This is a genomic window from Thalassococcus sp. BH17M4-6 (assembly GCF_049323015.1).
Lineage (GTDB): Bacteria > Pseudomonadota > Alphaproteobacteria > Rhodobacterales > Rhodobacteraceae > Puniceibacterium.
Map to the genome: position 1 here is coordinate 1 of NZ_JBMPGU010000006.1, position 21,739 is coordinate 21,739.

The following is a 21,739-nucleotide window of genomic DNA, read 5'->3' on the forward strand; positions in this document are numbered from 1 at the left end:
AGTGGCACTGGAAATTGCTACGACAACGCAGCGGTGGAAACCTTCTTCAAAACGATCAAGGCTGAGTTGCTGTGGCAACGCTCCTGGCGCACACGTCGCGACGCCGAGATCTCCATCTTTGAATACATCAATGGCTTCTACAATCCGCGACGGAGGCATTCAGCACTCGGCTGGAAAAGCCCTTTGGCCTTCAAAGCAAAGGCTGCATAAGTGAGCAATCGGAGCGGCACGAAAGCGTGACAGGTCCAAGGCGCTGAGCGGTTCGCTCCAGGGGCCGCCGGGGCCACCGGTCTGTGAGACGGTCTGCGCATCCACAAGGAATTCCCGCCAGCCGCCTCTCTTGCGCACGCCGCGGATCAGCAGGAACACTCCGACCAAGGCGACGGCGATGGATACGACGACACCGCCGACGGGGATCACCTCCAACCATATCAACGACGCAACCAAGAGAACCAAGCTACCCTGGACGCCGCTTATCATTAAGCCGGTGCGACCGGTGGAGGATCGTATCTGCAGGGGAAGCGCGCCAGCCGGGCTGATCAGGTCTACCTGCACGTCGGTGTTTCTGGACATGGTTGGGCTCCGTGGCTTGACGATCTGAAGAAGCGGGAGATTTGGCGTCCGATGCGGGAGTGAGCCGGATGGCACAGTTCAGCGAATAGAGCAGGTCTATCCCAGACTATGGCGCGTCGATCATTTTCGGGCCGCATGGTGTTCATGTTCGCAGACCAGTGGGCCTTGAGTCCAGAGATCGGCAGGAAAAGCGTGCTGAAAACTGCCAGAATGACTTGTCGGGGTGTGCGGAACCTGAGGTTCGAAGCGGACGTGCGGCGGTGCAGCAGATGTCACGCCTCCTCACATCGGGCCGGCGTATCTTCCGGCCCTTTCCGCACCGCCGAGCGACCTGACGCCGACACAGTGCAGCATCCCGAAAGCGGCTGTCGGGGACGTCTCGGGGGACTGACAAGCTCTTAAAGACCGCTCTACCGCCGGAGTTGATTTCCAGCCAAGCCGTAGTTCGCTGCTCTTGAGAGCGATAGGGGCTGGTGGACGCTTGCCCCGAGGACGAAGCCGACAGTGGTTTTCAAGCAGCCCGAACGACTGGAAGATGGACGCGCCGGTTGCGTACCGACTTGTATTTTGTCGATGACGCATCGGGTCGGGAACTGGCTTCTCTGAACGGGTCCCGAACAGCTAACGGTGCCGGTTCGGTTTGCTAGGCTTTCGCGGCGGCGGCAATTTCGACGATCTACGGCGACAGCATTCTGACTTTGGACTGCACCGGTCACACTATTATCGGTTCACAGAACTGTGAGTTTCGCATAAGATGAATCACCGACTCCAACAACAATCGAAATAATAAAGTCAGGGAGAACAACAATGTATTTGAGATTATGTCTGCTAGGAACGTCTGCTCTGGCACTCTCAACCGTCCTGAGCGGACCGGCGATGACGGCCGTGGGTGCTGACACGACAGAACTGCGCGAGGCGGTCACAGTCCAGGGCGTCCGCCAACACCAGGCGGCCTTTCAGGCTTTTGCGGACGCCAATGGCGGCACCCGCGAAGCGTCGAGCCCGGGATATTTTGCCTCGGTCAATTACGTCGCGCAGCAAATGAGCGCGGCAGGCTACACTGTGGCCATACAACCCTTCGAGTACCCCTTTTTCGAGGAATTGACTGCCGCTGTTCTAGAGCAACTCAGCCCTGCTCCGACGGTCTATCCCTATTTTGATGTCACCGGTTTTGTGACAATGACCTATTCAGGCTCTGGCGACGTCACCGGGACGGCGCAGGGTGTCGACCTGATTATTCCGGCGGCAGCAACGGCCAACACGTCGACCAGCGGGTGCGAGGCTTCGGACTTCGACGATTTCCAGGTCGGGAACATCGCGATCATCCAGCGGGGGACCTGTTCCTTTGCCCAGAAAGCAGAGAATGCCGCCAATGCCGGCGCCATCGGCGTGGTCATCTTCAACGAAGGGCAGGACGGCCGTACCGATGCCTTCCTCGGAACGCTGGGTAGCCCGGATTTCGACATTCCCATCGTTGCCGCGTCCTACGCGGTCGGTGTGGAATTGGCCACCGTCACCCTAGATGAGAATGACGATCCCATTCCGGTCGAGGTGCGCATGTTCGTCGACGCGGTGTCGGAGAACCGGCTCTCCGCCAACGTCATCGCGGAAAGCGAACAGGGTCGGGACGACCGCGTGGTGGTTGTCGGCGCACACCTGGATTCCGTCGACGAAGGCCCCGGCATTCAGGACAACGGATCTGGATCGGCGGCGATTCTTGAGGTCGCACTGCAGATGGCGGAACTGGAGATCGAGCCGGTCAACAAGCTACGCTTTGCCTGGTGGGGCGCCGAAGAGGCCGGCCTGCTTGGCGCGGAATACTACGTCTCACAGCTTGGCAAGCGCGACATCAAGGATATCGCGCTCAACCTCAACTTCGACATGATCGGATCGCCGAACTTCGTGCGTTTCGTCTATGACGGGGACGGGGACGCAACCGGAACCGCAGGCCCCAACGGCTCTGGAAACATCGAAGGCGTGTTCCTTAACTATTTCGCCAGCCAGAACCTGCCGGTCGAACCGACCGCCTTCGACGGTCGTTCGGATTACGGTCCCTTTATCGCCGTGGGCATTCCGGCGGGCGGGCTGTTCACCGGTGCAGAAGGCATCAAGACCGAAGAAGAGGTCGCAATCTACGGTGGGACAGCGGGCGAGCAATACGATCCCTGCTATCACCTGACCTGCGACACTTTCGACAACATCAGTCTCGAGGCGCTCGACCAGATGAGCGACGCGGTCGCACATGCTGTACAGGTTTTCTCGCAGACGACCTCGTCGGTGAACGGCACCGACAAGGCCAGCAGCAAGGCCAAAGTCGCCACGGCAGAGTCGCTCCTCTATCGCGGATCGAAACTTCGGAAATGACGCGAGCGCGACCGCCAAAAGCGATCGCCTCGGCAGTGCTTGCCGCCATGCTGGTCTGCATGGCGGCAGGGACCAGGGCACAGACACCCGAACCGGTGGCTCAGGCGACACTGTCATACGACACCGAAGATCACACCGTCACCCTGCACGCGCCCAAGGGGGCCGATCGTTCGGACATCGTCGCGCAAATCGCCGCGCTTGCGAATGCAGGGGTAAGGATCGACTTCCCTCTCGGGCTGCTCCACCGCCCGGTAGCGTTCGAAGATTTGTCAGTGGAACAGGCCTTGAAGCGGCTTCTTGGAGAGGCGTCTGTGGTCCTTTTCTACGACGATTCCGGCATCGGGCCTGCCTCAATTAGAAAGGTCTGGATCGTCGCAGACGGACAACCGGCCGCCCCGGCGGCTCAACTCTCCGCCCAGATTGATGAATCCGAACCGCAACCCGCCGCGCCCGCCAAAGACCCAAGTGTACAAGCGGCAGCGGTGCGCGACGTCATCAAGCTTGGCTACGACGCCGACCCCGAGGCTGTCGGGCGTCTGAAAGAGCTGGCGATCGGAGACCCGGACGCCAACGTGCGCCGCGCCGCGCTCAGCACGCTGGCCGGTCTTCCGGGATCGAACAGTTTCCAGATTTTCGCAACCAACGGCCTGCGCGATCCCGACCCGTCTGTTCGGGTCGAAGCGGCGCGCAGTTTGATCCGGACGGGCAACATCAACAGCCGGCCCATCCTGCGTCACGCCGCGGCGCGCGAGGAAGACCCGACCGCGCGCACCATCATGGACCAACTTGCCCGCGGCCAGGATGTGGCGCGCGAGTCCGAAGTCTTGCAAGATCGGCTCTTGCGATAGATCGAACCGAGGTATGCGGACGATGAACCTCGCCGCCTTCGAAACGCATCTAGAGATCCAACTTGACCAGTCATAGCATCTAGGGATTTCCGGTTTTCAGAAGCGAAAACTGGCACGCATGACCGTTTCAACTATTCGGCTATCCTTGAACGCGGTGCCAATGTCAGTTCTTTCCACGCGTCGTATTGCGACAGGAAAACCCGGCCATTGAGTTCGTCGATGAAATGCGACCGTTTCAGCCGGTCCATGACCGGTCCCTTCACCTCGGACAGGTGCAGGCCGACGCCCATGTCCTTGAGACGGTGATTGATCGCCTCAAGGCTTTCGAGCGCTGAGTAATCGACCTCGTTCACGGCGGAAAACATCAGGACGACATTCTGCACGTCGCTGCCGTTCGTGACCCGCCTTTGGATCAGGTCCTCGAGAAAGCGCGCGTTGACGAAATAAAGGCTCTCGTCGACGCGAAGTGTGACGAGCGCCGGATCGGTTTCGACTGTGTGGCGATGGATGTTCCGGAAATGCTGGGTTTCGGGTACCAGCCCCACCTCGGCGACATGCGGGCGCGAGGTCTTGAAAAGGTGCAGCAGGACCGAGATTGCGACGCCGGTTGCCACACCGACCTCCACGCCCAAGCCGAGTGTGAGGAGGATCGTTGCCGCAACGGCGGTGAAATCGGCGCGGCTGTAGCCCCATGTCTTCTTGAGGATCGAGAGGTCAACAAGGCTGAGCACCGCGACAATGATCGTGGCCGCCAGCGTTGCATTCGGCAGGAAGTAGACCAGAGGTGTCAGGGCGACGGCGGCAATCGCAAGACCGACGGCGGTGAACGCACCAGCGGCGGGTGTCTCTGCTCCGGCATCGAAGTTCACGACGGAGCGGGCAAATCCGCCGGTGACGGGATATCCACCGGTGAAGGCCGCACCGAGGTTCGCGGCCCCAAGCCCGATCAGTTCCTGATCGGGGTCGATCCGCTGACGTTTCTTCGCCGCGAGGGTTTGCGCGACAGAGACCGACTCGACAAAGCCGATGATCGAAATCAGGATCGCCGGAACCAGAAGTGCGCCGAGCAGATCGGGTGAGAAGCCCGGAAGCGTCAGGGGCGGCAGGCTCTGGGGCACTTCGCCAACGATCTTGACGCCTTTGTCGGCAAGTCCGAACAGCCACACAGCAACAGTGGTCGTGACGACGGCAGCCACCGGACCGGCTTTGGTCAGGATATCGGCGAGAAGAGGCGGCGTGCCCAGCTTGCGCAGGGCGGGTTTCAGGTTCTTGCGGACCCAGAACAGGAAACCGGTCGCGGTCACACCGATCAAGACCGTGATCCAGTTCACCTGATTGAGATGGGTGAAAATCGATGCCAGCATTTCGGGCAGCGTGTGGCCATGGGCCTCAACGCCGAGAATGTGCTTCAGCTGGCTCGTGGCAATGAGGAGGCCGGAGGCGGTGATGAACCCCGCGATGACCGGGTGGCTCAGGAAATTGGCAAGAAATCCAAGCCGGAATACCCCCATCAGCATCAGGAACCCGCCGGACAGAAAGGCCAGGGTAAGCGCGGCGACGGCATAGCCTGCCGTGCCCTGTTCGGCGACCTGACCGACCGCCGATGCGGTCAGGAGCGACACCACGGCGACTGGACCGACTGCAAGGGCGCGGCTGGTGCCGAAAATCGCGTAAAGGAGGATCGGGGCGATCGACGCATAGATGCCCGCCTCGGGGGGCAGACCCGCCAGAAGCGCATAGGCCAGCGACTGGGGGATCAGCATGATCGTGACGATCACGGCGGCGACAAGATCATTCGACAGGGCGGACCTGTCATAGGTGCGGCCCCAATCGAGGATGGGAAGGTACTGGCGCAGGCTGGGCATGGGCGTTTCACATTCGGGAAATGGCGGTCAGGTGCGCAAGGCACCCGACCGCCCAGGTACAGGCCAGACAGGGAGGGGTCGGCCATCTCGAAGGTGACGAGGATGGGCGCCACCAGGAAAAGCGGAACCGATCTAGTCGGCCGCGACTTTCAATTGCTCGGGCTTGGCCATCCATTCTTTGCCCTTCAGCATGGCCTGCCAGTAAATCGGCGGAAGCATCTTTTCCTTCAGGAACCACGCGGCGCGGGTCGGTTTGGTCCCGTCGACAAGCCAGGTGGGGAACGACGGTTTCAGCGCCCCGCCATAGCCGAACTCGGCCAGCACGATCTTGCCGCGTTCGACGGTCAGCGGGCAGGATCCGTACCCGTCATATTGCGCGACGGCAGACCGACCGCGAATATCGGCGACGATGTTTTCGGCAACGGTCGGGGCCTGCTTGCGCGCGGCGGCGGCCGTCTTGGCATTCGGGGCATTCATCACATCCCCCAGCGACCAGATGTTGTCGTAGGATTTGTGACGCAGGGTGGCCTGATCCACGTCGACCCAACCCGCACTGTCTGCCAGCGGCGAGACACGGATGAAGTCAGGCGCCACCTGCGGTGGGCAGACGTGCATCATGTCGAATTCGACCGTGACCTCTGTCGGATCGGTGTCCGGCTTGGCGACCTTGAACGTCGCGGTCTTTGCCGGACCGTCGACCGAAATGAGGTTGTGGAAGAAGTTCAGCGTCGCGTCGTATTTGTCGATATATTTCATCAAGGCCGGGACATAATCCTTGACCCCGAAAAGCACCCCGCCTGCATTCATGAACTGGATGTCGATGTTTTTCAGCACATTGCGCCTGAACCACGCATCCCCCGACAGATACAACGCCTTTTGCGGGGCGCCCGCACATTTGATCGGCATGGGCGGTTGGGTGAAGAGCGCGCGACCGGACTTCATCTTCTGCACAAGCTGCCAGGTGTAGGGGGCGAGGTCATAGCGGTAGTTCGATGTCACGCCGTTGCGGCCAAGTGTTTCCTCCAGCCCCTCGACCTTGCCCCAGTCCAGCTTCAGCCCGGGGCAGACAACAAGGCGGTCGTATTTCACCACCCGGCAACCATCCAGGATCACGGCATTGTTCTGCGGCTCGAATGCGGCGACGGCTGCCTTGATCCATTTCACGCCGCCGGGGATCAGGCTGCCCATGGTCTTGGCGGTCTGGCTCGCCTCAAAAATGCCGCCGCCAACCATCGTCCAGCCCGGTTGGTAGTAGTGGATATCAGCCGGGTCGATGACGGCGATGCTCAGACCGGATTTGCGCGACTTGAGGCTCGCGGCGACAGAGATCCCGCCCGCACCTGCGCCCACAATCACCACATCGTATTTCGCATCACCCGTGTCGGTCGGTGTCTTGCCGCCGTTGGCAATGCGCCGTGCCACGCCGTTCATGTCATAGCCGGCGGCCTTGGTCGCGGCCAGGATTTCCGGCATCGGGCGTTTCTTTGCCTCGTGAAATGACCAGAGCGTCGCGGAACGTGTGCCGGTCCTGCAATAGGCCAGGACCGGGCGCGGCAAATCCTCCAGGGCCTCTCCGAAAGCCGCGACATCCTCGTCGGTGACCATCCCGGATTGGACCGGCACGTAGCGCGCCTCGATCCCGGCGGCCTTGGCCGCCGCCTCGATCTCTTCAAAGCTGGGCTGGTCCGCGCCTTCGCCGTCGGGGCGGTTGCAGATGATGGCGCGGAACCCCGACTGACCAATCGCCGACATATCGTCCGCCGTGATCTGTGGGCTGACGGTCAGCTTTTCCGTGATTTTCTTCAGTTCCATAAATCTCGCCTCCCCGCGAAATCAGAGCCCGTTGACGGGCACTTTGAGCATCGGATTTCCATCCTTGTCTTTCGGCACTTCGCCCGCGCGCATGTTCACCTGAAGCGAGGGAATGATCAGCTTGGGCATTGCCAACTGAGCGTCGCGCTCGGTCCGGAACTTGACGAACTCTTCTTTCGTCTTTCCGCCGCCGACGTGGATGTTGTGCGCCTTCTCGTCGCCGACTGTCGTTTCCCACTGGATATCGCGCCCGTTCGGCCCGTAGTCGTGGCACATGAAAAGGCGCATTTCGTCCGGCAGCGCCAGCACCTTCTGGATGCTGTCGTAAAGTTCACCTGCGTCGCCGCCGGGAAAGTCTGCCCGGGCGGAGCCGCCGTCGGGCATGAAAAGCGTATCGCCGACAAAGGCCGCATCGCCCATCACGTGCACCATGCAGGCCGGCGTGTGACCCGGCGTGTACATGGCGAAAGCCTGCATGTTGCCGACCATGTAGGTGTCGCCATCCTCGAACAGGCGATCGAACTGCGATCCGTCACGCTGGAACTCGGTCCCTTCGTTGAAGACCTTCCCGAAGGTTTCCTGCACGACCATGATCTTGGCCCCGATACCGATCTTGCCGCCCAGTTTCTGCTGGATGTAGGGGGCGGCGCTCAGATGGTCGGCATGAACATGGGTCTCGATGATCCACTCGAGCTTGAGCCCCTGGCTTTCGATCTGGCGGATCAACGTGTCGGCATGATCGTAGGTGATCCGGCCTGCGGCATAGTCGATGTCCATGACGCTATCGACAATCGCGCATGCGTTCGATGTGGGATCCTTCACGATGTAGCTGATCGTGTTCGTCGCGTCGTCAAAGAACGCCTGAACGTCCGGTTTGATGTCCATGTTCACAGGATAGTCGGTCATATCGTTTCTCCTAGATCTCGACGGACGGGCCTTTGGGTGGCCGCGTCCCTGTTGCAACGTCATACGGCTTTTGCTGTTAGGACTGGGGCCAGAAGTCGGCGCAGGAAGAAGCCGCCGACAACGGCGATGAGAAACAGCGCCACCTCCCAGCGACCCGTGCCAAGCGCCGGGATCGCGGCGCCGGGGCAAAGGCCCGCGATACCCCAGCCGATGCCGAACAGCGCCGAACCGCCAATCAGCTTGCCATCGAGCACTGTGGACGTCGGCACCTGGAACCGACCGCCGAACAGCGGGGCGTTGCGGCGCCAGACCAGTTGATACCCGATGAAGGTGACGACCAGCGCACCGCCCATCACGAAGGCAAGGCTGGGATCCCAGCTGCCCGCGATGTCAAAGAAGTTCAGAACCTTGGCTGGGTCCATCATGCCGGAAATGGCGATACCCGTGCCAAAGACGAGGCCGGTGATCAGGGCAAAAAGATGTTTCAAGTGCCTAGCCTCCAAACACGTGCCGGATCAGGAAAACGGTGATGGCAGCGGTCGCCATGAAGGTCGGCACCGCGACCAGCGACCGGACCGACAGGCGCGACAGCCCGCAGACGCCGTGGCCGGATGTGCACCCCGATCCAAGACTTGCGCCAAGACCGACGATCACGCCACCGGCGACAATCATGATCGGGCTGACCGGCACCGTCAGCACCGGCATGGCACCGGTCAAAAAGAATATCAGGCCGGGGGCCAGGATCATCCCGGCGATCAGGGCAAGGCGCCAGGTCATCTCTTCGCGGTTCTCGACGAAAACGGCCCCCGACAGGATACCCGTCGCGCCGAAGATGCGACCAAGGCCAAGCATCAGCAGCACGGCCCCAAGACCGATCAGAAGGCCGCCGCTGAACGAGGCGAAGGGTGTGAACACCGTCTCCATCTCAGCAGTCCTTGCAGGTCTTGATGCCGAAGATCGAATAGAGCGGGCAGAGCTTCAGCGTCGAGGTCGCCAGCATCACGATGCCCACGATCGCCGCTCCATATTTGAAAAGCGGCTCGGTAAAGGTCGGCAAACCGCTGAAGAAAGCCAGATAGAGGAGCACGATGCCAAGGGCTGCGCGCAGAACACGGTCGATGGTACCAACATTGGTCGTCATGGCGGCCTCCAGAGAGTTAAGTTGACCACCAGATAGAAGTTATCGGCGCGCGCTTCAGTGATAATGTCACCCAACGCCGATTTTCCGCCCCGCTCAGTCGCTGGAGGCGAGAGCACGAAGCGCAGGCTTGTCCACAACCGCGATCCGTCCCCGGGATTGCGCGATGTAGCCCCGCTTCTGGAAATCATGCAGCACACGGCTGATCACCTCGCGCGCGGTCCCAAGCTCGCTGGCGATCTGGGCATGTGTCGCCGAGATCTCCTTGTCGCCACCGACCAGCGTCAGCAGCCGGTCAGCGAGGCGCACATCGATGCGGCCGAACGCGACATCGTCGACCACGCGCAGAAGGTCGATCAGCCGTCTGGAATACGCTGCAAAGACGAAACTCCTGAAGGCCGGCTCGTCAGCCACGAGACCGTCGAACGCAACCTTGGGAAGGACAATGACGGTGACGTCTGTCTCGGCCACGCCTTCCGCGTTGTAGGCTTCCTCGGCAAGCATGCAGGCCGTGGTCAGAACGCAGCTCTCGCCCGCATCGACACGATAGAGGACGATATCCCGCCCGTTGTCCGACGTCTGCGAAACGCGAATTGTCCCTTCAAACAGAAACAGCAGGTTGTCGGGGATATTGCGCGGCCCGAAAACCTGATACCCCTTCTCATAGGTTCTTACCTGAGCAACCTTGAGCAGCCGATCTCGGACCTCTCGCGGAAGCGCCTTTGTGCCCTGAAACTTCTCGGTCCAGTCCCCGAGGTTCATTTCGTCCTCCGCATCGGCGCGACGATACCGTCTTCAATGGGAGCGATCCGCGCCAGTAACTCGCCCCTGTTGGACGCGATATCCGCGAGCGTCAGATCATCGAGCACGGCCATGAACGCCCTGGTCGCGGTCTGCAAGGCGCGCGACAGCTTGCAGATCCCGATGAGCGGACAGGTGTTTCGTTCGGGATTGAAGCACTCCACAAGCTCGAGCGGCCCCTCTGTCAGACGCACGACATCGCCGATGACGATGTCCTCGGCCGACCGCGCGAGTCGGAACCCGCCACCGCGCCCCCGCAGCGTCTCCAGATATCCTGCGCGCCCGAGTTCGTGAACGATCTTGACGATATGCGGGCGTGCCAGACCGTGGACGCGCACTACATCGTCCACCCTGATGCGATCGGGTGCCTTGAGTGCGGCAAGTTGAAGCGACCGCAGCGCATAGTTCGAGTAAGCCGTGAGTTTCACCTGGTCCTCCGCCTTGAAAGCTCTATCCATGATATAAGTTTTTTGCAAGATCGGTGATCTTGTCACTGAACGCCGAAGCGACAAAGCGCTACGTACCGCTCAACCGCATCGAAAGGAAAACGCCATGCCACTGCTTCTTGGAGACACCGTTCCCGACTTTTCCGCTGACACGACCACCGGACGTATCACCTTCCACGACTGGATCGGGGATGACTGGGCCTTCTTCTTCAGCCATCCGGCAGATTTCACACCTGTCTGCACGACCGAGATGGGGCGCACGTCGCAGCTGAGCGCAGAGTTTACCAACCGCGGTGTGAAGCCGATCGGGCTTAGCACCGACACTGTCGAAGAACACCTGAATTGGATCGATGATGTGAACGACACGCAGAACACGACCCTGCGCTTTCCCATCGTCGCCGACCCGGACTGCAAGATCGCCAAGCTTTACGAGATGATCCATCCCGGCGAGTCGATGACGGCTGCCGTGCGCTCGGTTTTCATCATCGATCCTGACAAGAAGCTGCGCCTGAGCATGACATACCCGATGAGCGTGGGCCGCAATTTTGACGAGATTCTGCGCGTGATCGACGCGCTGCAAACCAGTGACGCAAAGGGCGTGGCGCTGCCTGCCGACTGGCGGCCCGGGATGTCTGCGATCATTCCCCCGTCCATCACGGACGCCGATGCCAGAGTGAAGTTCCCGCAGGGCTTTGACACGATCCGACCCTACCTGCGCACGGTCGATATCAACGAATAACACGCAAGGACAACTCCCATGCTCAACGGTTTCAGTGCGGAAATCCTGGCGCGCGTGCAATTCGCGTTCACGGTCTCCTTCCATATCATCTTCCCGGCCTTTTCCATCGGTCTCGCGAGCTATCTGGCGGTGCTGAACGGGCTCTGGCTGAAGACACGGGATGAGACCTATCTCACGCTCTTCGAATACTGGAAGAAGATCTTTGCCGTCGCTTTCGGCATGGGCGTCGTGTCGGGCATCGTGATGTCCTACCAATTCGGCACCAACTGGTCGGTGTTTTCCGACAAGGCCGGGCCGGTGGTCGGGCCCCTGATGGCGTACGAGGTGCTGTCGGCCTTCTTCCTCGAGGCCGGGTTCCTGGGCATCATGCTTTTCGGTCGCGAACGGGTGGGCGAAAAGCTTCATATGTTCGCAACCGCGATGGTGGCTTTCGGGACGCTCATGTCGGCGACCTGGATCCTGTCGGTGAACAGCTGGATGCAGACGCCTGCGGGCTATTCCATCGCCGAAAATGGCCAATTCGTACCCGAAGACTGGTGGGCGATCATCTTCAACCCGTCCTTTCCCTATCGCCTCTTCCACATGGTGTTGGCGGCCTACCTGACCACCGCCTTGGTCGTCGGTGCGGTCGGTGCGCTGCACCTGCTCCGCAACCGGACCGACCGCGAAGCGCGGCGGATGTTCTCCATGGCCATGTGGATGGCGGTGATCGTCACGCCGATTCAGATCTTTGCTGGACACGAACATGGGCTCAATACGCTCGAGCATCAGCCGGTCAAGATCATGGCCATGGAAGGCCATTACGAAAGCCACCCCGAAGGCTGGACGCCGCTCTACCTGTTCGGCATCCCGAATGACGCGCAACAAAGGCTGGACTATGCCGTCGGCATTCCCGGCCTTGGCAATCTGATCTTCGAGCATCCGCTCGACTATCCGACCAAGGGGCTCGACACGGTCCCGGATGAAGACCAGCCGCCGGTGTTCATCGTCTTCTGGTCCTTCCGGGTCATGGTCGGCCTTGGCTTTCTGATGCTCGGGCTTGGCGCTTGGTCGGCCTGGGCGCGCTGGCGTGGCACGCTCTTCGAGGCGAAATGGCTGCACCGCGCCAGCCTTGCCATGGGGCCATCGGGGTTTGTCGCCGTGCTTGCCGGCTGGATCACGACCGAAGTCGGCCGCCAACCCTACACGGTCTACGGTCTTCTGCGCACCGCCGACAGTTTGGCGCCAATCGATGCCCCGGCTGTCGCGACCTCGCTCATCGCGTTCATCATCGTCTATTTCGCGGTCTTTGGCGCAGGAACCTTCTACCTGCTGCGAATGATGAACAAACGCCCCGCAACGCCCAGGCTGGGCCTGCGTGACGGACCGATCCGAACGGCCGGCGTCACACCCGCCCCGCAGGTCGACCCCGACTTCATCCCCGGCGAATAGGAACAGAAAAATGGAACTCGATCTCGCTTTCATCTGGGCCGGGCTGATCGCCTTTGCGGTTCTGGTCTACGTCATCCTCGACGGGTTCGATCTTGGCATCGGCATCCTGTTCCCGTTCGGCAAATCCGAGCGTGATCGGGACATGATGATGAATTCGGTCGCGCCGGTCTGGGATGGAAACGAAACCTGGCTGGTTCTGGGGGGCGGCGGTCTTTTTGCCGTCTTCCCGCTGGCCTATGCAATCGTGATGCCCGCACTCTACATGCCCATCACACTGATGCTGCTGGCGCTCGTGTTTCGGGGCGTATCCTTTGAATACCGGTGGCGCACGGTGCGAGGGAAAGGCATCTGGGATGCCGCGTTCTTCGGGGGGTCATTTCTTGCCGCATTCTGTCAGGGCATTGCCCTTGGTGCACTGGTGCAGGGAATCGAGGTCGACGGTCGCGCCTATGCCGGTGGCTGGTTCGACTGGCTGACACCGTTCTCCATCCTGACCGGTTTCGCCGTTGTTGTCGGCTATGCGCTCCTCGGTGCCACATGGCTTGTGCTGAAAACGGAGAATAAGCTTCAGAACCAGATGCAACGCTATGCCTGGTGGCTTGGCGCGGCGACACTTGGCCTCATCGGCATCGTGAGCATCCTGACCCCGTTCCAGGAGCCGGAGTATTTCCAGCGCTGGTTCAACCTGCCGGGCAGCCTTTTCGCAATGATCGTGCCGATCCTCATGCTGGGCCTCGCATGGAGCTTCTTTACCGGGCTGAACGACGGAAAAGATCTTCGGCCGTTCCTGTCGGCACTGGGGTTCTTCGTTGTCAGCTTCATCGGGCTCGGCATCAGCTTCTATCCCATGATGGTCCCACCTTCGGTGACGATCTGGCAGGCGGCGGCACCGGACTCGAGCCTCGCCTTCGCCCTTGTCGGGGCGGTGATCCTCGTGCCGATCATCCTTGCCTACACCGCCTACGCCTACTGGGTGTTCAGGGGGAAGATGGACCCATCGGAAGGGTATCACTGATGGGGCGCGCGCAGCTTTCGAAATGGCTTTGGTTCATCGGCCTTTGGCTTGCAAGCGTTCTTCTGCTTGGACTGGTTGCCATGGCGATACGAGCGATCCTTCTGTAACCCCTCGCGGTGCTTCGAAATCATCGATGGCTTTTACAACGCGCGTCGACGGCACCCGCCAATTGGCTGGAAAAGCCTGGTCGTCTTCAGGTGGACAGTGGCCTGAACGAGCACTCGGGCCGACAAAGACGCGTGACAGGTTCAGATCGCGTTTAAAGGCGACTGTGACCCCTTCTTGTCAATACGGCCCGGGCCGATGTGAGGGGAACGCCCGCCTGGATTTGGCACCAGCGCGCTTGCAGCAGAGACAGCCATTTTTGAAATGAACTCATCTTTGGGTAAAATCTGCTGGTCGATCACGGATTCGGACAAAACGAGATGAGGCGCGTTTAAGGTGTTTCGCTTCGTTACTGTTGCAGGGAAGCCTGAAATTACAGCTTCCAAGTCGGGATCGGCATTAACTGAGGACACGACATTTCAGGGGGAACTATGCCGATTTTTGGAACACCACTGGGTGAAGACCTGCCGGGCACCGCAGGGGATGACGAAATTTTTGCAGGAGCGGGAAACGACTCGGTTACCGGCGGGCTCGGAAATGACAGCCTTTATGGCGAGGATGGCAATGACACGCTGGACGGTGGTGATGGCCGTGACAGACTGGTCGGCGCCGACGGTAACGACAGCCTCGACGCCTCGGGCGGCAGTGCCGAAAGCCAGGGCTTTGGAGATTATGTCCGGCCCGGGCTTGGTCAGAACACCATCGACGGGCATGCCGCTCTTTGGGCCATGGGGGGCGGAGTCGCCCTGAGCTATGGCGATCTGACCGGTATCGGTGGCCTGACCATCACAGTTGGCACCAACGGGACGGGAACAGCCGTCAGCGGCACGCCGGGGCTCGTCGACGATACGTTCACGTTCGTCAATTTTTTCGAGGGGTCGCAGGATGACGATCTGATCACCGGATCGGACGACGACCGCTTTGAAGGATTCGCGCCCTTGGGCGGGGCCGATACCGTCATGGGGGGCGGCGGTTATGATCAGCTCACCTATGCCTTCGAGGCCGATTATTTCGGCGGCGTCGGCAGCCCGATCATGGTCGATGTCGCCGCAGGCACGGTGATCGACACGCAAGGGAATACCGACGAATTCAGCGGCATCGAAGAAATCGTCGGCTCGCCATTCGGGGATACGATGACCGCCGCCGGCACCACCGCGGATATCGAGTTCCGGGGCGAAGACGGCAACGACACACTTATCGGTGGCGATGGCAACGACAGACTTCGGGGTGATGACGGCAACGACAGCATCATCGGCGGCGACGGTGACGACAGGCTGCGCGACGGCCCGGGCAACGACCATGTCGACGGGGGCCCAGGCGATGACCGCCTGGTCACCCAAGGCGGCGAAGACACCTATATCGGCGGGTCGGGAACCGACACCCTTGTGACCGACGTGATCGGACTTCCTTTCAATACCGCCGAGATCAACCTGGTCACCGGCATTCAGGGGCGTGTTGGCAGCACCGTCGGGCGGGACAGCCTGTCGGAGCTCGAGAACGTCGAATTCTATGGCGACTGGAACGTGATCATCACCGGCGACGACAATGACAACCGGCTGCAAAGCGATGCCGGAGATGACACGCTTGTCGGTGGCGGCGGGCGCGATTTCTTGCGCGGTCGAGATGGCGACGATCTTTTGGATGCGTCAGGCGGCAGCGCCGCAAGTCAGGAGTTCGGCGATGTCGTCAATCCTGGATTGGGATCCGACACGGTGATTGGTCATGCCGGTCTATGGTCCCAAGGCGATGGTATCGACCTGATCTATGACGACCTTGCGGGGGTCGGGGGTCTGACCTTCATGATCGGGGCCGATGGCACGGGCACGGTGGTCAGCGGCACGCCGGGACTGGTCAACGACAGCTTTACCTTCGCCAATTATTTCGTCGGATCAAGCGACGGCGACCTGTTCATCGGGGCGGACGAGGATCGTTTCCAGGGGTTCGTGGGAATGGACGGCGCCGATACGTTTCAGGGCGGCGACGGCTTTGACGAGATCGCCTATAACTTCGAGGCCAATAACTACGACGGCCCCGGCGGTGCCGTGTCGGTTGATGTGGCCGCAGGGACGGCCATCGACACGCAGGGCAACACCGACACCTTCACGGGCATCGAAGGGTTCCGCGGGTCTCAGCTGGATGACGTCATGACGGCGGCGGGCACCAGCGGCGGCATCACGTTCCAGGGCGAGGATGGCGATGACAGGCTGACTGGCAGCGATGGCAACGACAGGCTGTTCGGAAACTCTGGTGACGACGGGATCAAGGGCGGCGATGGCGATGATCTGCTCGAAGGCGGGGATGGCAATGACCGTCTTCCGGCCGGCGCTGGCAATGACACCTCGTACGGTGGCGACGGCAATGACCGCCTTGGCGGCGGGGACGGCGACGACTACATGGATGGCGGCGACGGCAACGACGGTGGCGGTGCCGGCCCCGGGAACGATACCGTGATGGGCGGTGCGGGCGATGACACGTTCAATGGTGGCTACGGCCGCGACCTGATCGATCTGGGCGACGGCGACGACCGGTCCGGTGCCAGCTTTGCCAATGACACGATGTTCGGCGGTGACGGCAACGATCTGCTGACGGGCGGGAATGGCAATGATGAAATCCATGGCGACGCGGGTGATGACACGATCAACTCCGGCCTTGGCGAAGATACGGTCAGCGGCGGTGAGGGGGCCGATACCTTCATCTTCAACGCCCTGTTCGGCGGCGGCACGACGGTGATCGAGGATTTCGAGGATGGTATCGATGTGATGCGTGTCACCGGTCTGCGGAACCCGCCTGATCCGCTAGGAAGGCTCGACATCACGGACACGACCTATGAGGGGCAGGAAGCTGCGACCTTCTCCTACGGCGATCATACGGTGATTGTGGTCGGTGTCAGCGCGTCGGATCTGACCGAAGCGGACTTCCTGTTCTCCTAGGATCGGCCCTATCGTCTTCCGCTGGGCTGCGTGGTTCACCGCTGAAAAATCAGCGGTGAACCTGTCCGATCTTGTCTGGTTGAAAGGCGCGCAGATGGCGGGTGTGCAGTCCTGATCGCTAAAATCTTACGGAACGCCGCGCGACGAGTAACGGCGAGTCTTGAGTGGGATTATCTTCATCAATCTTGATGGCTTCGCAGAGCCGATGCCCGGACATCAGGGTAAGGTCGCGAGCCGGTTGCGATACGCACCCGGCTCGGCTTGACGTCATACGACAGTGTGGAGCGTGCTTTCTGATCGCGCTGCCCGTCACCGGAAGCGACTGCTGCCACTCGCGGACCTTTCTGACGCGGGCGCGAAAACATGTAGGAACTGCTTTGATGCACAAGAATCGCCAAGCCCTGACGGCAGTCGTGCCCCGGTCTCCCCGAGGCTCCTCATTCTGCTCACAGCGACCGACCAGTGATCCCCTCAAGAGGTTCGAGGGGCACCGGTTGCGTGACGAATTCGGGTCTACGCTTTTCGTAGAACGCGTTGCCACCTGTCGTGAGGACGTAGTGCATGTTGTTGTACGACGCGCGATATCCGGCCGCGTGAAAGAACCGAGCGCGGACAATCCGCGGGTGCCGCTCTCCGCGCAGGACCGCGGCCGCGGCTTCGCGGACCAGCGCAACGGAACGCCCCTGCATCTTGCGTGACATAACCCCGGGCGCGAACTGACGCTTTTGCCCCACCACGCCGCAGACCGTTCCGGGAAAGTCCGGCGAATCCACCCGGTTCATGACAACCGTGCCCACGGCGATCATGCCGTCGCGGCTCGACCGGTTCGACTCGAAATACATCGCCCGCGCCATGCAATCGTGCTCTCTCGCATCCAGCGAGGCGCTTTCCCGCCCGCCACAGGCGGCCAAGGTCCCGAGAGTCGCCAAGAGGATGGCAAAGTTCAGTCTACGCAAAGTCTCTACCACTCCGCCACGTCTTTCAGGTGCCGCTTGGCACGGCTGGACAGATGCACCGTTTCATAGAAGAAACCGTCCAAGGAAGCCAACGTCAAGCGATACCACTACGGCAGCCACGACGAGCTTCGTGGACACCTCGGCGACTTCCTTGATGCCTACAACTACGCGCGCCGTCTAAAGACGCTCAGCGGCCTCACGCCATACGACTACATCTGCCAAATCCGGACTTCAGAACCCGATCGATTCATCCTCGATCCGATCCACCAGATGCCGGGACTGAACTCCGGGTTGGAAGACTGGCCAATACCGATCAATAGCCGCGCCAGACGCCCTCCCACAGCAACGGTCAGGGTGGTCGCCGTTGTTCCCAAAGCCATTGCTAGGACGGCAAGAGTGCCCGCCCCAAAGGCGTCGAACCGCGCGGCGATCACCTGAACGAAGCGTGCGAAGGAGCTGGGTCGCATCAATCCTCCGCATCAGTTCAAACCATAAAACCTGACCCGCTTCAGCGAGTCAAAACCCGCGGCGGATCGAGTCGAACCGACCAACAGTGTACGGATGTGCGGTACGATGTATTCGCACTTCAGGCATTCGCGCGGCGACCGACACCGCGCGCGGAGGTGCACACTTGCCCGATGGCCGAGTTCGGGCGATCTTGACATCGGATGGCAGAAAACTTGCGGAATTTCGGTTTAGGTGTCTCATTTGCATGCAACCATATGCAACCGGCCAGAAAGGAATTTTGTTTCCCGCTTTCAGTCGCCCTGAGAAAGGGGAGCACGAGGACGTGTTTATCCTGGAAGTGACGAAGCGGTAATGGGCAGTTCGGATGGCCTAAGTGCATGGGATACGTGACCTCGCTCTTCGCTCGCAAGATGGTGGCTGCGGCTGGTGATGGCATCGACGCGGAGGAGATGCTGTCGTCTGTCGGGCTCGATCCGGCAAGCGATTGGGACACCGGCCAGATGATCCCGGCCGCGCGGTACTACGACATGCTCGAACGCATGGCCGCGCAGATTGATGTGACCGATCTGCCCGTGCGCACCGGCGCGTCGATGCGGCTGGACGAATACGGCGCGCTCGGGTTGGCGTTCAAGGCGGCGACGACGCTTGGCGCGTCCTACGCGAGGATCGAGCGATATGCCCGGCTCTGGACCAGCGTTGTCGAGTACGAATTGCGGGCGGTCGCGGGCGGTACGCTTTTCATCCTGCACCGCGCGGGGGAGCGCCGCCTGGGCATGCGGCTGTCCAACGAGGCGACCCTGGCCAGTGCGGTGTCGATCGCGCGGCAGGTCAGCGCGCAGCCCGTGTCGCCCAAGATGGTTTTGGTGCGGCATGACGCGCCCCGATCCGTCGCCGCGCACGAGGACTGGTTCGGCTGCCCGGTCCGCTTCGGCGCGGATCTCGACGCGGTCCTCTACGCGAACGAGACGCTGGCCCGGCCCAACATCCTCGGTGACGAGGGGATTTCGCGCTACCTCCTCTCGCATCTCGATGCAGAGCTGTCGCGGATCTCGGACACCCCAGAGGTCGTGACCCAGGCCAGGGATGCCATCGCGCAGGCGCTGAGCGAGGGGACGCCCAAGATGGCCGAGATCGCGCGCAGCCTTGGCTTCAGCGCGCGGTCCTTCCACCGGCGGCTGTCGGAACACGGGATGAGCTACCACGCCCTGACCGAGGAAACGCGCCGGGACCTTGCCGAAGGCCTGCTGCGCGACGACCGGCATTCCCTGGCCGAGATTGCCTTTCTCACCGGGTTTTCCGAGCAGAGCGCCTTTACCCGTGCCTTCAAACGCTGGATGGGCACCACCCCGGCGAGCTACCGCAAGGCACGCACGGATCTCTGAGGCCGGTTGGCAACGACGGTCAAAACCCTGGCGAGCGCGGTCAAGATCGGGCGCCCCCCCTCAGGCTATTCCCTTGGATACCGAAACCGACAGCCAGGGAGAGACCCCATGCAAGACCAACCCATCCTCGTCATCGGCGCCACCGGCAAGACCGGCCGCCGCGTTGCAACCCGCCTTGAGGCGCGTGGAGTGGCCGTCCGCCGCGGCGCGCGCAACGCCGCCATCCCGTTCGACTGGGACGCCCCCGACACCTGGGCACCGGCGCTGACCGGCGTGCGCGCCGCCTATGTCACCTATTTCCCCGACCTCGCCTTTCCCGGCGCGGTGGATAAGCTAGAATCGCTCTGCGAGACGGCCCGGGATGTCGGGGTGGCCCACCTTGTCCTGCTCTCAGGCCGGGGCGAGCATCATGCCCGTCTGGGCGAGGACGTGGTCCGCGCCTCGGGCATCGATTTCACCATCGTCCGCGCAGCGTGGTTCGCGCAGAACTTTTCCGAAGGCTACCTGCGCGATCCGATCCTTGCAGGTGTTCTGCCGATGCCGGGCGGCGCTATCGCAGAGCCGATCATCGACATCGACGATATCGCCGACGTCGCGGTCGCCGCGCTGACCGAGGACGGCCACAAGGGCAAGCTTTACGAGGTCACAGGCCCGCGGCTGATGACCTTTGCCGAGATGGCCGCCGCGCTGTCGCAGGCCACGGGCCGCGAGATCCGGCACGTACCGATCAGCTTCGAGGCGTTCCACGCGAATGTTGCCCAGGCAGGCGGTGATTTCGTCGCTGATGTCTTCACCGGCATCGCGCGCGAAACGCTCGATGGTCGCAACGCCCACACGACCGACGGCGTGATGCGCGCGCTTGGACGTGCCCCCCGCGACTTTGCCGAATTCGCGCAAGCCGCGGCTCACAGTGGCGCCTGGACCAGCGCCGCCTGATCACCACACGAGAAAGGATTTCGACATGACCCCGACAGTCCTCGAAAAAATCGCGCTCGCCATATCCGGGCTGACCGCGCTCACCATCGGCGGCTTCATCACCACGGCCCCGCAGGCGTTCTACGCGGGCTACGGCATCGCGCTCGGACCGGATGCCTCCCTGCTCAGCGAACTGCGCGCGCCCGGGGCGGGCCTCGCCGCCTTTGGGCTCCTGATGCTGCTTGGCCTCTGGCGGCGCACGCTGCTGCCCGTCTCGGCCGTCGTGGCGCTCACGGTCTTCGTCGCCTTCCCGGCGGGACGACTGGTCGGGCTGGCGCTGGACGGCCTGCCATCGGGCAGCGTGATCGCAGCCCTCGGCTTCGAGGTCGCGGTCGCGGCCCTTCTTCTGGCTGCGTTCCGCCACCGCCTGTGGGGATCAAGCGCCTCGGTTCCCGACGCGCATCCCGCGCAATGACCGATAACCGGCGCGGCCCCTGCGGTCGCGCCGCCTCCCAAACCATTGGAGTTCCGCACAATGTCACCCTTCATCTACTACGTCGCTCACCTTACCGTGCTGGCCTATGCGTTGGTCGGTGGCGTCTTCCTCGCCTTTTCCGATTTCATCATGCGCGCGCTGTCGCGCATCAGCGGCCAGGGCGGTGCAGAGGCCATGCAGGTCATCAACCGCGAGGTCTTCCGCTGGGTTTTCATGACCCTCTTCCTTGGCCTCGCGGCAGTGTCGCTGGTGCTGGTCGCCCAGGCCGTATTGCTGCTCGACGGGGCGACGGCCACGCTGATCTCCGCGGCCGGGCTCGCCTATCTGATCGGTTGCTTTGCGGTCACGGTCGTCTTCAACGTGCCGATGAACGAGGCGCTGGCCGGAATGGACCTGTCGCAGGCCGACACCCAACGCTACTGGACCGGCACCTACCTGCCGCGCTGGACCTTCTGGAACACGGTGCGCACCGTCGCCTGCGGCCTTGCGGCAGCGCTGTTGCTCTTCGGGTTGACGGCACAATCCCTGCCCACATGAGCCTTCTGGTCC

22 protein-coding genes and 1 pseudogene are annotated in these 21,739 nt (G+C 61.8%); 12 read left to right on the forward strand and 11 right to left on the reverse strand.

Annotated elements, in window-relative coordinates:
* The 3 genes from ACOXXX_RS10000 to ACOXXX_RS10010 form a co-directional block, all read left to right on the forward strand.
* The coding region (locus ACOXXX_RS10000) for an integrase core domain-containing protein (RefSeq protein ID WP_422826436.1) at positions 1-210 on the forward strand (210 nt) is incomplete at its 5' end.
* 1,239 nt (positions 211-1,449) lie between these two features.
* Positions 1,450-2,937 carry a M28 family peptidase gene (locus ACOXXX_RS10005; protein WP_422826437.1) on the forward strand — a complete coding sequence of 496 codons (1,488 nt, stop codon included), beginning with the start codon at positions 1,450-1,452 and terminating at the stop codon, positions 2,935-2,937.
* Positions 2,934-3,785 (forward strand): HEAT repeat domain-containing protein, encoded by an 852-nt coding sequence (locus tag ACOXXX_RS10010; protein ID WP_422826438.1) that lies wholly within the window; start codon positions 2,934-2,936, stop codon positions 3,783-3,785. The genes ACOXXX_RS10005 and ACOXXX_RS10010 overlap by 4 nt, the downstream gene beginning before the upstream one ends.
* Before the next feature lie 131 nt (positions 3,786-3,916).
* Here ACOXXX_RS10010 and ACOXXX_RS10015 read toward each other — a convergent pair whose 3' ends face one another.
* The 8 genes from ACOXXX_RS10015 to ACOXXX_RS10050 all read right to left on the reverse strand — a co-directional run bounded on the left by ACOXXX_RS10015 (position 3,917) and on the right by ACOXXX_RS10050 (position 10,765).
* Positions 3,917-5,650: a SulP family inorganic anion transporter gene (locus tag ACOXXX_RS10015; RefSeq protein WP_422826439.1), complete on the reverse strand. Its 1,734-nt coding sequence runs from the start codon at positions 5,648-5,650 to the stop codon at positions 3,917-3,919.
* Between the two features lie 132 nt (positions 5,651-5,782).
* Positions 5,783-7,462: a TIGR01244 family sulfur transferase gene (locus ACOXXX_RS10020; protein WP_422826440.1), complete on the reverse strand. Its 1,680-nt coding sequence runs from the start codon at positions 7,460-7,462 to the stop codon at positions 5,783-5,785.
* Between the two features lie 21 nt (positions 7,463-7,483).
* Positions 7,484-8,368, reverse strand: coding sequence for an MBL fold metallo-hydrolase (locus ACOXXX_RS10025; RefSeq protein WP_422826441.1), 885 nt, complete (start codon positions 8,366-8,368; stop codon positions 7,484-7,486).
* Positions 8,369-8,427: 59 nt separating this feature from the next.
* Positions 8,428-8,856 (reverse strand): DUF6691 family protein, encoded by a 429-nt coding sequence (locus ACOXXX_RS10030; RefSeq protein ID WP_422826442.1) that lies wholly within the window; start codon positions 8,854-8,856, stop codon positions 8,428-8,430.
* A 4-nt stretch (positions 8,857-8,860) separates the two neighbouring features.
* On the reverse strand, positions 8,861-9,292 hold the full coding sequence (locus ACOXXX_RS10035) for a YeeE/YedE family protein (RefSeq protein ID WP_422826443.1): 432 nt from the start codon (positions 9,290-9,292) through the stop codon (positions 8,861-8,863).
* A 1-nt stretch (position 9,293) separates the two neighbouring features.
* Positions 9,294-9,509 (reverse strand): YgaP family membrane protein, encoded by a 216-nt coding sequence (locus tag ACOXXX_RS10040; RefSeq protein WP_422826444.1) that lies wholly within the window; start codon positions 9,507-9,509, stop codon positions 9,294-9,296.
* A gap of 93 nt (positions 9,510-9,602) precedes the next feature.
* The gene (locus ACOXXX_RS10045) at positions 9,603-10,268 is read right to left on the reverse strand and encodes a Crp/Fnr family transcriptional regulator (protein ID WP_422826445.1); all 666 of its coding nucleotides are present in this window, start codon (positions 10,266-10,268) and stop codon (positions 9,603-9,605) included.
* Positions 10,265-10,765 (reverse strand): RrF2 family transcriptional regulator, encoded by a 501-nt coding sequence (locus ACOXXX_RS10050; RefSeq protein ID WP_422826446.1) that lies wholly within the window; start codon positions 10,763-10,765, stop codon positions 10,265-10,267. The genes ACOXXX_RS10045 and ACOXXX_RS10050 overlap by 4 nt, the downstream gene beginning before the upstream one ends.
* 94 nt (positions 10,766-10,859) lie before the next feature.
* Between ACOXXX_RS10050 and ACOXXX_RS10055 the strand changes: the two genes are divergently transcribed.
* From ACOXXX_RS10055 to cydB, 3 genes are read left to right on the forward strand one after another with little or no spacing between them, the layout of a single operon-like run.
* Positions 10,860-11,492, forward strand: coding sequence for a peroxiredoxin (locus tag ACOXXX_RS10055; protein ID WP_422826447.1), 633 nt, complete (start codon positions 10,860-10,862; stop codon positions 11,490-11,492).
* Between the two features lie 18 nt (positions 11,493-11,510).
* Entirely contained in the window at positions 11,511-12,923 is a 1,413-nt protein-coding gene (locus ACOXXX_RS10060; RefSeq protein ID WP_422826448.1) for a cytochrome ubiquinol oxidase subunit I, read from the forward strand.
* 10 nt (positions 12,924-12,933) lie between these two features.
* Positions 12,934-13,938: a cytochrome d ubiquinol oxidase subunit II gene (gene cydB / locus ACOXXX_RS10065; RefSeq protein WP_422826449.1), complete on the forward strand. Its 1,005-nt coding sequence runs from the start codon at positions 12,934-12,936 to the stop codon at positions 13,936-13,938.
* Positions 13,939-14,186: 248 nt separating this feature from the next.
* Here cydB and ACOXXX_RS10070 read toward each other — a convergent pair whose 3' ends face one another.
* Positions 14,187-14,345, reverse strand: coding sequence for a hypothetical protein (locus tag ACOXXX_RS10070; protein ID WP_422826450.1), 159 nt, complete (start codon positions 14,343-14,345; stop codon positions 14,187-14,189).
* 129 nt (positions 14,346-14,474) lie between these two features.
* On the opposite strand from ACOXXX_RS10070, the gene ACOXXX_RS10075 reads away from it, so the two are divergent.
* On the forward strand, positions 14,475-16,973 hold the full coding sequence (locus ACOXXX_RS10075; protein WP_422826451.1) for a calcium-binding protein: 2,499 nt from the start codon (positions 14,475-14,477) through the stop codon (positions 16,971-16,973).
* Between the two features lie 446 nt (positions 16,974-17,419).
* Here the strand turns inward: ACOXXX_RS10075 and ACOXXX_RS10080 are convergent, their stop codons facing one another.
* The gene (locus ACOXXX_RS10080; protein WP_422826666.1) at positions 17,420-17,884 is read right to left on the reverse strand and encodes a cell wall hydrolase; all 465 of its coding nucleotides are present in this window, start codon (positions 17,882-17,884) and stop codon (positions 17,420-17,422) included.
* Positions 17,885-17,969: 85 nt separating this feature from the next.
* Here ACOXXX_RS10080 and ACOXXX_RS10085 point away from each other — a divergent pair.
* Positions 17,970-18,217: pseudogene (locus ACOXXX_RS10085) on the forward strand (IS3 family transposase); the annotation flags it as partial.
* On the opposite strand, the gene ACOXXX_RS10090 reads toward ACOXXX_RS10085, so the two are convergent.
* The gene (locus tag ACOXXX_RS10090) at positions 18,139-18,396 is read right to left on the reverse strand and encodes a hypothetical protein (RefSeq protein WP_422826677.1); all 258 of its coding nucleotides are present in this window, start codon (positions 18,394-18,396) and stop codon (positions 18,139-18,141) included. The pseudogene ACOXXX_RS10085 and the gene ACOXXX_RS10090 overlap by 79 nt on opposite strands.
* 378 nt (positions 18,397-18,774) lie before the next feature.
* Here ACOXXX_RS10090 and ACOXXX_RS10095 point away from each other — a divergent pair, with 378 nt between their 5' ends.
* The 4 genes from ACOXXX_RS10095 to ACOXXX_RS10110 all read left to right on the forward strand — a co-directional run bounded on the left by ACOXXX_RS10095 (position 18,775) and on the right by ACOXXX_RS10110 (position 21,727).
* Positions 18,775-19,779, forward strand: coding sequence for an AraC family transcriptional regulator (locus ACOXXX_RS10095; protein WP_422826452.1), 1,005 nt, complete (start codon positions 18,775-18,777; stop codon positions 19,777-19,779).
* Between the two features lie 108 nt (positions 19,780-19,887).
* Positions 19,888-20,715: an NAD(P)H-binding protein gene (locus ACOXXX_RS10100; protein WP_422826453.1), complete on the forward strand. Its 828-nt coding sequence runs from the start codon at positions 19,888-19,890 to the stop codon at positions 20,713-20,715.
* Positions 20,716-20,740: 25 nt separating this feature from the next.
* Complete coding sequence (locus tag ACOXXX_RS10105; protein ID WP_422826454.1) at positions 20,741-21,169, forward strand: DUF4345 domain-containing protein; 429 nt, start codon at positions 20,741-20,743, stop codon at positions 21,167-21,169.
* Between the two features lie 60 nt (positions 21,170-21,229).
* Positions 21,230-21,727 (forward strand): DUF1772 domain-containing protein, encoded by a 498-nt coding sequence (locus tag ACOXXX_RS10110; protein ID WP_422826455.1) that lies wholly within the window; start codon positions 21,230-21,232, stop codon positions 21,725-21,727.
* Positions 21,728-21,739 lie beyond the last annotated feature (12 nt).